Annotated in this window: 10 protein-coding genes and 1 pseudogene; all 11 read right to left on the bottom strand. The window is 39.6% G+C overall.

Going from position 1 to position 15561, the window contains the following annotated elements; translation table 11 throughout:
- Positions 1–173 precede the first annotated feature (173 nt).
- Positions 174–356: pseudogene (locus tag QW060_RS01530) on the bottom strand (RHS repeat-associated core domain-containing protein); the annotation flags it as partial.
- A gap of 238 nt (positions 357–594) precedes the next feature.
- Positions 595–1188 (bottom strand): hypothetical protein, encoded by a 594-nt coding sequence (locus QW060_RS01535; RefSeq protein WP_290361953.1) that lies wholly within the window; start codon positions 1186–1188, stop codon positions 595–597.
- Positions 1188–1592 (bottom strand): hypothetical protein, encoded by a 405-nt coding sequence (locus QW060_RS01540; protein WP_290361954.1) that lies wholly within the window; start codon positions 1590–1592, stop codon positions 1188–1190. The genes QW060_RS01535 and QW060_RS01540 overlap by 1 nt, the downstream gene beginning before the upstream one ends.
- Positions 1593–1858: 266 nt before the next feature.
- Complete coding sequence (imm40, locus tag QW060_RS01545; protein WP_290361955.1) at positions 1859–2200, bottom strand: Imm40 family immunity protein; 342 nt, start codon at positions 2198–2200, stop codon at positions 1859–1861.
- 13 nt (positions 2201–2213) lie between these two features.
- Entirely contained in the window at positions 2214–5756 is a 3543-nt protein-coding gene (locus QW060_RS01550) for an RHS repeat domain-containing protein (RefSeq protein ID WP_290361956.1), read from the bottom strand.
- A gap of 6 nt (positions 5757–5762) precedes the next feature.
- A complete protein-coding gene (locus QW060_RS01555) occupies positions 5763–8777 on the bottom strand; it encodes an RHS repeat domain-containing protein (protein WP_290361957.1) in 3015 nt (1004 codons plus the stop codon).
- A 6-nt stretch (positions 8778–8783) separates the two neighbouring features.
- A complete protein-coding gene (locus QW060_RS01560) occupies positions 8784–10322 on the bottom strand; it encodes a T9SS type A sorting domain-containing protein (RefSeq protein ID WP_290361958.1) in 1539 nt (512 codons plus the stop codon).
- A gap of 260 nt (positions 10323–10582) precedes the next feature.
- On the bottom strand, positions 10583–11971 hold the full coding sequence (locus tag QW060_RS01565; RefSeq protein WP_290361959.1) for a sensor histidine kinase: 1389 nt from the start codon (positions 11969–11971) through the stop codon (positions 10583–10585).
- Positions 11964–12650 (bottom strand): response regulator transcription factor, encoded by a 687-nt coding sequence (locus QW060_RS01570; RefSeq protein ID WP_290361960.1) that lies wholly within the window; start codon positions 12648–12650, stop codon positions 11964–11966. The genes QW060_RS01565 and QW060_RS01570 overlap by 8 nt, the downstream gene beginning before the upstream one ends.
- A 3-nt stretch (positions 12651–12653) precedes the next feature.
- A complete protein-coding gene (locus QW060_RS01575; protein WP_290361961.1) occupies positions 12654–13526 on the bottom strand; it encodes a diacylglycerol/lipid kinase family protein in 873 nt (290 codons plus the stop codon).
- Positions 13523–15481, bottom strand: a complete 1959-nt coding sequence (locus QW060_RS01580; RefSeq protein WP_290361962.1) for an LTA synthase family protein — start codon at positions 15479–15481, stop codon at positions 13523–13525. The genes QW060_RS01575 and QW060_RS01580 overlap by 4 nt, the downstream gene beginning before the upstream one ends.
- Positions 15482–15561: the final 80 nt, after the last annotated feature.

Below are 15561 nucleotides of genomic sequence, written 5' to 3' on the forward strand. Positions count from 1 at the left end.
AACGAAGAAAAAACCTTTTATTATTTTTTGGTGATTGGGCAAACAGAAAAAATTAAAGAAAGATTTATCAGAAAATGAAAAGATGATATATATATATATATATATATATATATATATATATATATATACCACCGATTTTTTAGATGACCAACGAATAACTATTTTTTATATTTTTAATTTGTCTGAAAAAGGGGAAGCCTACAATCCACATTCATCCATCTTCCTAAAGCCGGATCATAGTTTCTTGCTCCAAAATCATACATATTCAGGTCTTTTTCGGGCTGAAATTCTTTTCCTCCATAGGTGTATTTATAGCCTGTATTTCCTGTAATAGTGCTGTAATTCTGGTGTTCTAATCCAAATGGATAATGTTGTTATAACTTTAATTTATTGAACAATAGAAAAATAAATTGATGTAACAATTAGAATTATTTTTTTGTAGAACAAGAAAAATTTATGGACATCCTTTATCATTTTTAATAAAGTGTTTCCTGTTTTATATTAAAAATGGAATTTTAAATATATTATACTTGTAAAGTGTTTATACAATAACACAGCCTCAATACGTTTGTAAAGAGGCTGTTGGTTCGTCTATTATTCTTTTTCTAATAAGTAACTTTGAATAATACCATTTTGTGATCGGGGAATTATACTATTCCCTTTTATCAACCAAACTTCATCTATAAATACTCTTTTACCTGTAAAATTAATAATGAAAAAATTACTACTTTTATTTTTGATACTATAAATTGGAGACAAAAAACTATTCTTATCTTTTATATAAAAGGCTTTGATATCACACCTCTTTATTTTTGTAGTATCCCACTGATCTTTTAGAACAATTTCTTTATTATCATCTAATATCAAATGTAAATCATAAGAGAAAAAAGTTTTGTCATACCTACTAACCTTGAAAAACAATTTATTTTTTTTACTATTGCTTTTTTCATATACATCAAAAATATCAGTCTTTTGAAAACTATTAAGAATTAAACTATCATTAAATATTTTAAAAGTTCCTTTAGTTTCATAATTTGAAAAGTGAAAATTCGATTTGTAGGTGAATTCATTGTTATTTAATTCAATACTCTCATAAAAATAATTTGTTTTATAAACATATAGTCCATTATCAATAGTCATTGATCCGAATATAATATAAACTAATATTAAATATATACTTAATTTCATTATTTCCTTTTTTTAACACCTTTATTGTAATCTTTTTCCCATCCAATATATACTTCCTGAACTGGTGTTCCATTTTTACCAGCTTCAATTGTTGTTTTTATCATTGCTTTTCCTTCTTTTGAAGACAAGCTTAAGGATGACTGATGTAAACCTTGATAAATTTGTGGATTCTGCTTTTTTCCAAAATCTATAATATCTTTATTTGTATAATATCTTTGAGCTGCAAGTGTAAATTGAGTTATTCCTCCATCTAAATCAATTTGTCTATTATAGCCTGCAGTTTCATCACTAATATCATATAAAGTTGACTGACCATTTCTACTCCATGAAACCTCGCCGTCTTCGAACTGAGATGCATGTTTCAATTCGTGTCCAATGACTGCAAATGAAGCAGTTGTACCCATAGCAATATCTACTGAATTTGCTCATTTTGACAACAGTTTACCAAATCATTTTCAATAATTCCGACAATAGTTTTCTGTGTATCTATATAAATGACGAAGAAGCTATTGTTTCCTGAATATTTGAAAAAAAATAATTACACTTTTTACGTTCACATTAGTAATGAATGCAACAAAAACAAACAGCAATATTTTTAGAAATAGCTTGACCCTATCTTTCGTTTTACGAAACCCAATTTAATCTGGTTTTGATTTGATAATTCATTTTTCTATACTTCTGGTACAAATGCAAAAAAGATTTTATTCGGCTCACTAATGTTGTAATGTTCAATATACTCTCTTGCTTTCCTAATACTTCTGTTTACGAAGTCTAAATGAGATTCGTTAGGTAGTCTATCACAATACCAATTATCATAATTATATTGAATAGTCCCACTGACAAATTCACATACATCGCCGCCTAATATTGGTATTTGCAGATCTATAAATTGACTTAATGCCTGTATAGCTTCTTCTTGTGGCAATGCCCAATTTTTAACCCCTATTGGTTTAAGAGAGATTCCATTGCTTAAAATCTCATCAACTTTATTTGACCAAACTATATTATTCATATACTATTTATTATTATGGATTTGGACGGAATAACCTATGATTTATCGTACCATCAGCCTCTTTAATAAATTCAAAGAAACCTTTTTTACTTCCGTACTCACCTGGTATCTTAAGTATTTGCCTTGTAACCCCATCTCCTCCTTTTATTGTGGTGATTACCCCACTTGATTCAAATGCTTTCACTGCTTCAGGGAATCCGTGAAAATCTCCTTTCTTCATTTGCCCTAATACTTTATTTGTGTATTTAGTTCCTTCAAAAAACGACTTTCCCGTCTTAGCTGTAGCATTACTACTTTTAAAAAAACTGCTTATATATTTAAGAAAACCTACGCTTGCTTCTATTAATGCTGCATCTGAGATTAAATTTCCTGCCGCATCAGCTTTATTCCTATACTGTCTTAAGTCCATTCTCTCTCCATCAAGATAGAATATTGAATGCCCTTGTTCATCCATTTCACGTGTTAAACGCTTATTAGTATATCCCCAGGCATCTTCTCCCATCATCGCAGCTGTATTCTCTGCCTGTTGATAATAAGCGTCCCAATCTGCCTTTGTTTTACAACTTTTACAATCATTCTCAACCCCGTCGTTCAAAGCTAACTGACTTTGTAAATCTTTGGCAAAATCCTGAGCTGCTTTACCATTAAATACATAACTCTGCATTCCATCAGGATCAACAAATAAAATAGGATTGTTATACGCATAGTTATAAGGATTCCATCTTCTTGAATTTTCCGCCAACGGATCTATGTTCATCCATCTTCCTAAAGCCGGATCATAGTTTCTTGCTCCAAAATCATACAGGTTTAATCCCATTTCTTCCTGTAACTCTTTACCATTGTATTGATACTTATAATTGGAAGCTGTACTCCCTGTCATATCATTATACCCCTGATGCTTTAATCCAAACGGATAATAGTTATTTTCTTCCAGAATTTCCGTGGGTTCTATTACACCGTTATTATTGCTATCAGCATAGACCACACGGTTGTTACCCAAATGGTCTTTATGGATGTAATTGTAAATATACTTATAATTCTGATAGGCTGTATAACCTTCCGGTTGAGGAAAGAACTGCAGGGTTCCGTTAAGATACTGAAAACCGTCTATATACTCGGTGATCTGATTAGGTCCGCTATTGGCCAATACACTTTTCTTTAATTTATTGCCCGCTGCATCATAGACATAATAAATACTTCCATGATCTGTATCGATGACTATGGGCAAATTCAGATGGTTATACGTGATTTTAGTAATCCGTTTGTTGGTATCGGTGATTAAGTTTCCGGATCCGTCATAGGTATAGGCAGCACCGCCAGAAGGGATTTCTTTAAATCCGTCAGGGTTGTTGGTATAGTCTCTTACCATGGTCAGCTGATTGCCGTTATAGGTATAATCAAGTTCGTCCATATCCAAAACCTGTCCGTCTACCATAGCTCCGGTACGGTTTAAGGTGCGGATGTTGCCGTTTAGGTCATAATTCATACTTTCTCTGTGTGCCTGATGGCGCATAAAGCCCATGGTCCAGCCCGTCTGAAAATACATCATCTGCGCATTGGTCAGCCGGTTGAGTCCGTCATAATCGTAACTATAACCTTTGCTGATGTTGTCTGTAGCCGTTTTCCAGAGCACACTGTTGATGTTACCGTTGTACAACGCTTTTCCTGTACCGCCTTTTTCATCGTCTTTGCGATTGTAGTTGATCTTAAAGCTGAACAGGTCATTGTCGGTTGTCTCACTAAACATTCCCGGATCGTTGATCTGCGTGAGCCAGCCGCGGATGTTGTACTGATAGTCGGTTGTCTGCAATCCGTTGCCCGAAGCTGCCAATCCACCCGTCTTTTTACGGATAAGCACTCCGAGTTCATCGTATGCATTGGCTGTAATAAGCTCTTCCTGCTGTGTGTTGATTTTCTGAGTATGTTTGGTAAGCCGGTCTTTATGATCATAGGTATAATTATCCGTGATCTCTACCGGGGTACTGTTGCCAAAACGCTGGTGCGTTGTCACAGTCTGCAACGGAAGTCCGCTAAAGCTGAGCTTGCTCAGGATACGGGTACTTGTACCGGAGGCTTGCTCGCTATGAGTCGCTATCACGCGTTTTTTGACATCATACCAGTTGTATTTTTTGGTCCATTCTTCGGTTTCAATTGCGCGGATATGCGATACCAGCGCCAGTCCCTTGGTATTGAGTCCGCCCGCAGGCTGATCTGTCAGTACCGTTTGCCCCAGGATCTGACTGCCCACATTAGGAGTATGGGCAGGATAACGGTCGTAATAATCAACCGTAAGTATTACCATACTGCCCGTAGGAAAGGCTTTTTTGGTATAATAGATATCGATCCCGTTCTGGGTAAAAGGCGTGTTACTGCGCTCTTCATTGTTATACCAGTTGTTGAGCATGCTGTTCACGGCATTCTGCATGGCCATACGCGTAGCGGTGTTGATAAAAAAGCCGGTATAAACCACACGCCCCTGCGCATCGTATTTGGTAAACATCCAGCCTTTCTTTCTAAAATTGTTGTTGTTGGTTCTGAGATTGCCGTCCTGAAAAAGTACCAGACGGTCCTGTTTGTCATAAACCATATACTCCCAGTCTTTTTGCGGCAGCTTTTTTTCTGCTATGCGCTTTTTGGCATCGTAGTGGTACTGATACCCCAATTGGTTCAGAGTTTCAGAATCAACAGATCCCTTTGCCAATGGCGGCAATACGGTAGCCAGCAGATCGCTCTGGTTATAGATATAGTAGGTATCGTGGGGTTGATCTTCGTTATAGGTTCTCTTCAGCACCACATGCCCTCTGGGATCTTTAAACTCTTCGCTGGTGTTGTTGCGCCCGTCCTGCGCTTTCCAGTTTTCATTGCGCACAATGGTTTTGGTCAGGCTTGCCGCCGGATAATAGCCGTCTTGACTGATGCTGTTTTTATAAATTCCCTCCGAAAAAGTCGTTGTCACACGGTAGCGTCTGACTTCATCGGGTCTGTTCAGATCGTATTGCATACGCAGGGTGTTGCGCTGGTCTGCGGAAATAGCACCGTCATAGTCTTCCAGACTCCAGTCTCTGCCCGGAAATCCGGTTTCGACTATGCGCTGGCGGGGAGAAACCTCTAGACGGTTTTCCGCATACGGATTCGGAGTGTATTCGTATTTATCGGTATTGTAAAAGTTCTGCGTCTGATTTTTTGCCTCTTCTACATAGTTAGAATGGTAGGTGATAAGCGTACCGCCACCGATCTGGTTTTGCGTCACCGTTTTTCCCGCACTGGTAAAAGGCAGGTATTCTTTGATCTGACCGATGTTTTTTTCGTATTCGATATGCGTGACGATGTTTTTATTATCATCGGGAGACTGGTTTTGCTGTATCTGCTGAATCGGACGTCCAAGTCCGTCATAATACGTTGTGGTAACAAAATTCTCCGGAGTATTGAATATGGGAGAACCCGGATTTAAACCGTTTTTGTAAACGGTTTCGCGTACATAGTTATGGGTACCGTTTTGTGCGTATAACCCTGCACCTGACAGTGCTGTAAATAATATAAAGAAATACCGTAGCATAGCAGATTAGTTTTTATAGTTGTATTGATAGCGTTGGGTTACCAGTCCTTCGTGGTTCACTACCTGATAGAGTCGGTTAAAGGCATCGTACTGGTAGCGTTCTTCTCTGCCTGCGGCATCGGTGATGCTGGCAATACCCACCATAGGGCGGTAGGTGTAAGTGGTTACCATCGCCTCCGGGAACAGCGTTCTGAGATTGTTCAGTGCGTTTTTCAGATTGGTTTCGTTATACGTGGTCGCCGTCTGATTGCTGTAATTGCCAATGTTGATACGGCTGCCCAAATAAACCGTATTATTGGAGTAGTATAAAGAAGCCTCTACATTGACCAGTTTGGCCACAATACGGCTGCTGTTATATCCATACACTAAAGTTACCGGCAAGCCTGCTGCATCTATATAGCCCGTGAGCAAACCAGCCGTATAGTGTGTGTTTTCAACTCCGATTTTTTCAGGAGCAACTTCCGGCGTTCCAAACTGGGTTTTGAGCAGGTTGGCAGCGGTGTCATAGCTATACAATGTACGTTCCCGCATCACATCATTGATCAACTGTTGTTGCGAGGTTGTCACAATAGTATTGTTGATCTGATTGTATTTCATATTCACCTGTTGGCTGCGCGCCAATAACGGTTCTTCCGTACTGGTATATTCCACCTGACGCAGCTCATCGTCATAGCGTGTTCTGCTAATGCTTTGAATGGCATCATCTCCGTTTTCATATTGACGGGTACGGGTAACAACCGATCGGATATGAGGTTTGATGTCCGTATCGTCTACATAGCCATTGATCGCCGGTTTGCCATATTCATATTCATAATCGCTTTCGGATAGAAGCTCTCCCGATGCAGAGAAGACCGCAGAGCGTTTCAGGTCTGTTCGTTTCAGTTTCACAAATGAAGCCGGAATATCATAATACAAACTGGTTTTTCCGATACCGCGCACCTCTACATCAACCCGGTCATAAACCAGATTGTTGGGTGCTGCATCAAAATAACTATAATAACTAAGACTCACATGTCCGGAGCTGCTGTTAGGTGTACTGCCCGGATAGGTAAAATTGATGAGCTTTTCTGCTGTGTTGGCACCCGAAGGTGTGTCTAAAATGTTTTTAGCCACATTGTCTTTAAAATAGGCCATTTGCGCAATACGCATACCCGTCTCATAACGGAATGCATAATACGTATCGCTATAGCGGAATTTATACGCTCCCAGATAATACGGTGAGGCTCCTGCTCCGGTGTACCGTAAAGTATATTGGTTGTTGGGTGCTGCGGGTAATACGATATTCGAAAGTGCTCCCTTACAGGCCATTTCAAAAGAGGCACTTCCGGAAGGTGCTTTGACTGCATTTATCAACAGATCAGAAGCCGCCAGGGTGGTTCCTTTGTAGAACTGTAAAACATTGCCCGGATATTTGTTTATAAGAAAAATCTTGTCTCCGGCATTGGCGGTAAACTGAAAGGTTTGGCCATTTACCTGAGTCAAAGCAATGGGCTCATAAACATGGTTGTCAGAGTTAAACATTTTAAATTCATTTTCCTGCCAGTTGAGTCCTTTGGAAAAAGTATGCGGTTCAAATTTATAGACCACCGATCCTCCCGTCGGATATTTGATTTTCTGAAGGGTATAATAATCGGTTTTATACGTACTGGGGTGTACATAATCTCTGCAACCATAATAGCCGCTTAAAAAGCCAAAGCCATCGATGATGAACCCCGACGATGCGTTATCTTTATATTCTATAGCGGTATCCAGGCTTTTTTGCTGTGTATTGTCATATTCTTTAATGCCTTTGAGCAGCTTTTTGTAAAAGCGCTTATTGGCAGGGATATCCGTCTCTGGTTTAATGATGTGCAGATTGCTGATATTGGCCGTCTGATAATCAAAGGCGATCTTTTTGATGAGATTGCCCTGCAGGTCTTTTATTTCCATGGCATTCGTAAAAGAATTAACCAGTGCACCGGGATTGCTTGCTGCCAGTGTATTGCTAAAAGAAAGGGTTCCCTGTCCGTGGATACGGATATTTTTTACATACAGTTTGGTATAGCCTTTTACTAATCCCAGACCGTTCATCCAACGGTTCTCCCGATCCGGTATGGTTACAGACAGTTGTTCGTATTCATAAGAGACCAGCAGATTGTTATGACGGTCATAAATTTCAGAAATCTCCAGGTTTTTCCAGTAACGGAAACCGTTGGCATGCATCTTACCCGATATCAAATGCCCCGCAGGAAATACCTTCGTTCCGGTATGACCGTTGCCGGGATGCAATACATGACCCGTCGCTATTTCAAAATTACAATTCTCATACAGCGTTGCCGGTTCTGTAAGATAGGTTTGCTCATAAGATTCATTATGGCTGATGTTAGATTGTGCTGCAAAACGGTAGCGGTAACCGTTTTTATCATAAATGGAAATGGCCGTAATTAAAGCTCCCCAGTCCGGTTGTTCGATCTCTATTTTTACAAAATCAGAGGATTCATACACCTCTGCTTTGAGTTGATTGTTTTGATTATAAAGAATAAATTTACCGCTGAGTCCCAGAAATGAAAAGGTATACAGATCACGGTTGTCGCGATAGCTCGCTCCGGGATTGTTATAGTAATAGTTTTCATCAGGAACATCATAATTCTTTTTAAGGGTTTCTGTCGTATATTGTATGATAATCTGATTCCCTCCACAGTTGCTTCCTGTTGTTTTGGTTGAATAGGTGTACGATCTGTCTGTAATTTCGCGACTGATGGTACCGATAGCATTTAAGTTCCAGGCATCGCCAAACTGACTGCCGATATAAAAGGTGTTGGTATTACCCATCATGTCGTATGCCAGTGCAACGGGCATTTCAAAACCACGCGTGGCTATTTTATAAAGCGGCAGCTGCACATCAACACCTCCCGTTGCTTCTGTCTGGGGAAATTCATACAAATCTACCATAGAGGTAAAGGTATATTTATTAGGCGCCTCCTGAGCCCGAAGCAATACCGTAGAAAAGAATAATAGAAGTAGTAAGCAGTTCTGTTTCATGTTGTTTTATTTTTTGATGACTTTAACCGAACGGTTGATGACATTGGTTTTGATGTTGATGATGTAAACTCCCTGAGGATATCCGCTCAGATCTACTGCAATCATGTCGTATTGCAAAGGTGCCGTATGCAGTATCTTGCCACTCAGATCCGATAAGATCATCTGCCCTTCTTCGTATTCATGGTTGATCACCACGTTGGTAAACCCTTCGGTTGGGTTCGGAAAGGCTTCGATCTGTATCTCCGGGGTTTTTGTTTTTTCTTTGGTGTTGAGCTTTACAATCCAGTAGTCGTTTCTGCCCTGATAGCCCTTTTTAAGCGCAGAGGTTTTCCCCGTGGAGTTTCCTGCAAAGACATAACCGCCATCGCGTGTGATGATCGCTTTGCGCAGTAGATCGTCTCCGTCTGTAGAGAGTTCTTTTTCCCAGATCTTTTCGCCCTGGGCATTGATATGGATCGAAACATAGCTCTTTTTATGGGTTTTGGGATGTATCGTATAGCCCGAAAGCAACAGGTTTTGATCACTGTCTAATAGTACGGAGGTCAGTACATCATCGCCTTTAAAGTCATAGGTTTTCTGATCTGTCGGCTGCATTTTCGCATCGAGTTGTACCGTCCAGAAATCGTTTTGTGTTTCTGCCGATACAGTTTTAGTACCGCTGCTTTCGGAACTGCTCGTTCCTGCCAAAAGATAACCGTTGTCTACAGGCAGCAGATCGGTCAGAAAATCGTCTGCCGTTCCGCCATAGTTGTGTTGCTGCAACAGGTTGCCGTTGTGATCCAGGGTCAACAGCCAGATATCATAACCACCGTTGGTGTCCACGGCTTTGTTGGCGCCGATCGGGGAGTTGGATTGTGCACCGATGATAAAACCGTCTTTTGTCGGTACTATGGTTTTGACTTCATCATTATAGATACCGCCAAAGGTTTTTTCCCAAAGCAGCTTGCCTTTTTTGTCCAGTCGCAGTATCCATAAATCGAGTCCGCCGAGGTGGTGCTGGCTTTTTTCTCCGGATACCGGGGAGTTGGTGTTGGCTCCGATGATATAACCACCGTCTGACAGGCGTTTGATCGTGACCAGTCGGTCATCTCCCGAGCCTCCAAGGGTCTTTTGCCATTCTTCTGCTCCGGCTGCATTAATCTTTATGAGCCACAGGTCGTTTTTACCACGGGAAGCTTCTGTTTTATGGCCGTCTTTTGGGGAGTTGGAAGTACCGCCAAGCAGATAACCCGCATCTCCCGTAGGAATCAGGCATTGCAGCAGGTCCATACCCGAAGCACCAAAGCTTTTTTGCCATTCTTCTTCTCCGTCTTTATCCATCTTCCAGAGCCAGTAGTCCAGATTGCCCTGGCCTTCGCTGGTTTTAGAGCCCGTTTTGTCTGAAAAGGAACTCCCCGCTAAGAGAAAACCATAATCTACGGTAGGCACCATATCAAATAAATACTCGGAGTGTTTGCCGCCAAGGGTTTTTTCCCATACGACTTTTTGCGCATGAGCAGAGAGCAGCGCAAAGCCTGTAAACAGGCATAGCAGTGTTTTTTTCATCGTGTTTCGTAAAAAACGAAGGCAGCGGTAGAAGGAAACTGCCTAAGATTATCTGGAAACAAACATATTGCATTTGTGTTAATAACACAAGCAAAAAACGATTATTTTTTAATTTGTTACAGCATTGTAACAGCTTTTTATGACAAAAACGCAAAACATAGTTCAGTACCTACCTGCGCACTGTCAATGCCTTACTCAAAAGACTGTTTTCTTCTTTTACTCATAATCTAAAAAGAGTGTAATTAATAAGGCAGTTAAACTTACTCAAAAGGCATGATAAGTCTTACTTCTGTTCCTTTGCCGGGAAGGCTCTCTATTTCCAGTCTGTTTCCATCGAGTTGAGCCAATTTGTACGCGATATGAAGACCGAGACCGGATCCTTTTATATTGTTTGTTTTTACATTTTCGGCTCTGTAATAGCGGTTGGTAATATAATGGAGTTCTTCCGGACTGATACCGATTCCGTTATCGGTAATGGTCATTACAATCTGATTCTCTTCTTTTTGCAGTGCAATACGGATGATACCCTTAGGATTCACGAATTTAATAGCATTTGACAGTAGATTATCCATAATGATTTCCAGATATTCCTGACAGCGGTAAATGGTGGGCACCGGTTGGTAATCTTCGCTCAGCTGTATTTGCTTTTCTTTCAGAAATACCTGATAACGCTCTACGGACTGACGAATAAGCCATTCAGGGTGTAGGTTGCTTTTTTTTATTTCCATAGGATCATTTTCAATACGGGCTAAAAGCAGAAACTGCTCTACCAGTTGACTGAGTCGATCGGCTTGTTTTAACGTATAACCTATTTTATTTTCATATTCTTCAATGGTGCGTTGTTTGCGAATAAGGATTTCAAGCGTTCCTTTTATAACAGCCAACGGAGTGCGCAGTTCATGCGAAGCATCGGCAGAAAACTGACGGGCTTTTTGCAACTGGAATTCCAACCGATCCAGCAGGGAATTGATGGTAACCGTCAATGTATGTAACTCATCTTCATGAGAAGGTAGTTCAATGCGTTGTGATAAATGATTTTCGGTAATGGTACGGGCGGTGGATATAATGGTAAATACCGGAGCAATACTTTTGGAGGCAATGAAGCGTGCTGTAAGAAAAATAATGCCTAATGAAAGTGGAAAAATAAGCCACAGTGCAAGTTGTAAATAAGTAAGAACCATCTGCTGGTTTTTCATAGAAACGCCAATGACAATATAGCCCACCGTGATATGGTTATGTACCAGAACTGCCTGACTGATGAGCAGGTCAGACCCATTGAAAGGAAAACTGAAAATAGAAAATTCCGGTTGTCCGTCCTGCCATTTGAGGTGGTGTTCTTTCAGATTGGGCGATTGTTCTACCAATTGAAAGTCTTTGTTGTATATTGAAATAAAAACGGGATTAAGTTCCAGATCGGCATGTTCGATCTCATTCCATTCCCCTTCTTCAATATACCGGGTAAACACGGGTTGTTTTTTTACATAGTTTACATGATGCTGTATTTCTTCTTTGAGTATGTTGCGCACGGATGCGGAAATGCTTAAGGAAACAACTGCGTACAGTACAGAAAAGATCAGTAACATAAGTCCTGAAAAACTGATGCTGTATAGCAGCGCAATACGGTTCTTTATGGAAATTTTTTTAAACATCCTGTGCCATATAGCCCACTCCGCGAATGGTAGTAATTCGTAAATCTTCTTTATTCATGTATAGCTTTTTTCGCAGCGCATTAATAAAAACATCAATCACACTGGTATCGTACTCAAAATGGATATCCCATACTTCTTCGATGATTTGTTTACGCGTACATACTTTTCCTTTATTACTGATCAACAGCGCTAATAATGCAAATTCTTTCGGTGTGAGACTGATTTCCTGATCACTGACGAAAACCTGATGCGCCCTCTCGTTGAGCATAATATTGCCGAGATGTAACGGTATGTTTTCTGAATTATTTCGGAGTAATACTTCTATTCTTGCTAATAGTTCCTCAAAATGAAAAGGCTTTTTGATGTAGTCATTAGCTCCGGCTTTGAGTCCGGAAACGGTATCGCCAAGCGTGTCTTTAGCCGTAATAAAAATTATGGGACTGTTGCGATTCGGAGAATTTAGTGAACGGACAGACTGGCATACTTCCAGTCCGGTTGTGTGTAAAATCATCCAGTCTAAAAGAATAATATCATATTTTTTTTCATGGATCATTTCCAGAGCAATGCTGCCGTCAGCAGTATGATCGACCTCATAACCTTCTTCTTTTAAACCCTGAATCATGAAATTGGCAATACCGGTTTCGTCTTCTACGAGTAATAAATGAAATGTTGCAGCCATAGTTTAAGGTATTATGACAGTAATAGCATTTTTTACCACAGCTATTTTTATTTTATTTTCCCGGATTGTTTTGTATTCGCCATCTATCTGCAGATGGAGTTCCGGTTCGGAAGACTCAATCTCGAGAAATGAAATTTGTCCTGTTACTGCTTTTCGGTACGTGTGTATTTTCCGAATCAGTACTAATAGGGAAAAATAAAGCTGTTGTGTAAATGTAAGAGATTCTACGCATAAAACATCCAGCAAACCATCATTTATTTTTGCTTTTGGTGTAAAAGAGATACCGTAGCCGGCTTCATTGGAATTGGAGCAAAACAGAAAAAAGAACGGATACTTTAATAATTTTTCTTCCCACACAACTTTGTAAACGGCAGGACGGTAATTACGAATACCCCATAAACCGGCTTTAATATAGCCCCATAAATTGCGTTGTTTTACTTTTTCATAGCGCCCGATAACGGCGGCATCAATTCCGAGTCCCATATTACTGAAAAAATAATATCGGTTAACCTGTCCTGCATCAATGCTTACAGTGTTTGCTTTTTTAAGCAATTGCAATGCTTTGTCGGTATTTTTCGGTATTTTTAAATGCGCCGCAAGCCCGTTACCAGATCCGATCGGGATGATGCCCAAAGGAATAGCTGAGTGAATAAGGGAATGGGCAACTTCATTAACGGTACCGTCACCTCCGCAGGCAACAATAATATCGGGTGCTCTTAGCAGAATTTTCTGTGTAATGATTAGGGCATGACCCGGATAAGCTGTATAATGTATTTTTACGGTATCGCCATCGTGGAAATGCGCCTTGATTTTTTCTTCAATGTATTTTCCTTTTCCCTTTCCTGCAATGGGGTTGATAATGAACTCGATATTCATTTTTCACTAAACAAGCCGTGGCTGAATAAATAATCCGCAGTCTGATAATTCGCTATCGCTGAGTTTAAAAAATCAGGAGAAACCTTTGTAGGCTGCAGATCATACTGAGTCCACAAATACTGTCCGTTGCGTTTTTGATTGTATAAAATGACTACTTCATTATTTTTTTTCATTCCTAAATTGATATAAGTACCCACAAAAGAACGAGGATGATAGGTCACGTCAAACACGTCTTTGCCGTAAAACTGGCTGGTGTAGCTCCAGTTCATCAAAGAAAATAAAGTAGGAAAAATATCGATCTGTGCTACTTCTAAAGAAACTTCTCTTGCAGGTTCATTTTTCAGATTGTAAATAATGGCCGGAATATGGTGGTTGTTTACATCAATTTCACTTTTTCCGGCACTGCTTGCACAATGGTCTGCAATAAAGATAAACACCGTATTTTTAAACCAGGGCTTTTGTTTGGCGTTGCGGATCAGTTCTCCTATGGCAAAGTCAGCGTACTTAACCGCACCCTCTCTGCCACTTCCGGAGGGAATGTCTATTTTGTTTGCTGGATACGTATAAGGCTTGTGATTGGAAGTTGTCATCACAAAAGCCATGAACGGCTGTTTTTGTTGATATTTTGTATCGGCTTCCTTGAGTACTTTTGCGTAAATATCTTCATCACAGATACCCCAGGCATTTTCAAAAGTTACTTCTTCATCACTGATGTTGTATCGTTTCGATTTGATTTTGTCGCTGAGGATACTGCCTCTGCCACGATCATAGATATCAAATCCGTTGCCTCCGTAAAAAGAATTCATATTGTCAAAATAACCGTCACCGCCGTAAAAAAACATTGTCTGATATCCTTTATCCCGGAATACATTTCCGATGGTGTAAAGGTTTTGGTTGTCAGGTCTTTTTACAATGCTGTTACCCGGTGTAGGAGGTACGGATAAGGTTACGGCTTCCATCCCGCGCACGGTACGCGTACCGTTTGCAAACATATTAGTAAAAAAAATTCCTTGCTCTGCCAGAGCGTTTAAGTTTGGGGTAATATTTTTCTCGTTGCCAAAACGGTTCATAAAAGAAGCACTCATACTTTCCATCAGTACAAAAACCACATTGGGTTGTTGGAATTTCTCTGGATACGGGTCTGTAATCGTTCTTCTAAAAGGATTTTTGCTGTTTTCTATATAGGAAGTTTTTGAATCGGTAAGCTCTGTTCTGATCAGCGTTATCGCTTCTTTTAGATCAATGGTTTGGTAATGTTCTTCAAATTTTAGATGGTTGTTTCGGAAAGCCGCAAAAAAGGAAAAGATACCTGCTTTTGTGATTTCGTTATTGTAACGATTGTCAGAGATATTACTACTATCGTTTGTCAGAAAATACAAACTGCTTACCATTATTATTATATTGAGCAGTGTGATTGTTGCTTTTTGATAAAAAGAAGGATGGCTTTCAAATGTTTTACGAAATACTTTAAAACGTGCTGTTGCTATTATTGTAAGAAGAGTAATTGTCGCTATGCCTCCGATAAGCAGAGGCAAAGGATAGCTTTCCTGTATGTTTTTTACTACTTCATAAGTATAAATCAAATAGTCTACTGCGATAAAATTGAATCTGCTTTTAAATTCATCCCAAAAGGTAACTTCAGCAAAGAATACAAAGTAGATGATGAGCAGATGTAATGCATAAAAAACGTATACCATTATCCGGTCAAAAAGGGAACCCACCCATTTGTTGGGCAGTATCAAAAGATAAAAGGTAAAAAGCAGTGTAAAACAGCTTACAACGCTGATATCATATAATAGGCCAAGTAAAAGCGTTTTTGAGAATACATACAGGTTTGTGCTAACATCGTTGAATACCCAGAATGTAAAAACAATTCGCAGCACAAATGAAAGAAAAAGAAACAGTCCCGAAAAAAAGAAAAGCAGACGGTAGCGGTTGCTGAAAAAACGTTTCATATTAGAGAGTATTTTTATCAAAAGTAGAGCAGTACTGCAACATATAAAAAGGCATCAATAAATCTTAAGCGAATCTTAAG

The sequence above is a fragment of the Paenimyroides ceti genome, from assembly GCF_030409925.1.

Bases quoted from the DNA above. Each gene is read 5' to 3' on its own strand.
- QW060_RS01560 (WP_290361958.1), bottom strand. From the start codon at position 10,322: ATGAAAAAAACACTGCTATGCCTGTTTACAGGCTTTGCGCTGCTCTCT.
- QW060_RS01550 (WP_290361956.1), bottom strand. From the start codon at position 5,756: ATGCTACGGTATTTCTTTATATTATTTACAGCACTGTCAGGTGCAGGG.
- QW060_RS01555 (WP_290361957.1), bottom strand. From the start codon at position 8,777: ATGAAACAGAACTGCTTACTACTTCTATTATTCTTTTCTACGGTATTG.
- imm40 (WP_290361955.1), bottom strand. From the start codon at position 2,200: ATGAATAATATAGTTTGGTCAAATAAAGTTGATGAGATTTTAAGCAAT.
- QW060_RS01540 (WP_290361954.1), bottom strand. From the start codon at position 1,592: ATGGGTACAACTGCTTCATTTGCAGTCATTGGACACGAATTGAAACAT.
- QW060_RS01535 (WP_290361953.1), bottom strand. From the start codon at position 1,188: ATGAAATTAAGTATATATTTAATATTAGTTTATATTATATTCGGATCA.
- QW060_RS01580 (WP_290361962.1), bottom strand. From the start codon at position 15,481: ATGAAACGTTTTTTCAGCAACCGCTACCGTCTGCTTTTCTTTTTTTCG.
- QW060_RS01575 (WP_290361961.1), bottom strand. From the start codon at position 13,526: ATGAATATCGAGTTCATTATCAACCCCATTGCAGGAAAGGGAAAAGGA.
- QW060_RS01565 (WP_290361959.1), bottom strand. From the start codon at position 11,971: ATGTTTAAAAAAATTTCCATAAAGAACCGTATTGCGCTGCTATACAGC.
- QW060_RS01570 (WP_290361960.1), bottom strand. From the start codon at position 12,650: ATGGCTGCAACATTTCATTTATTACTCGTAGAAGACGAAACCGGTATT.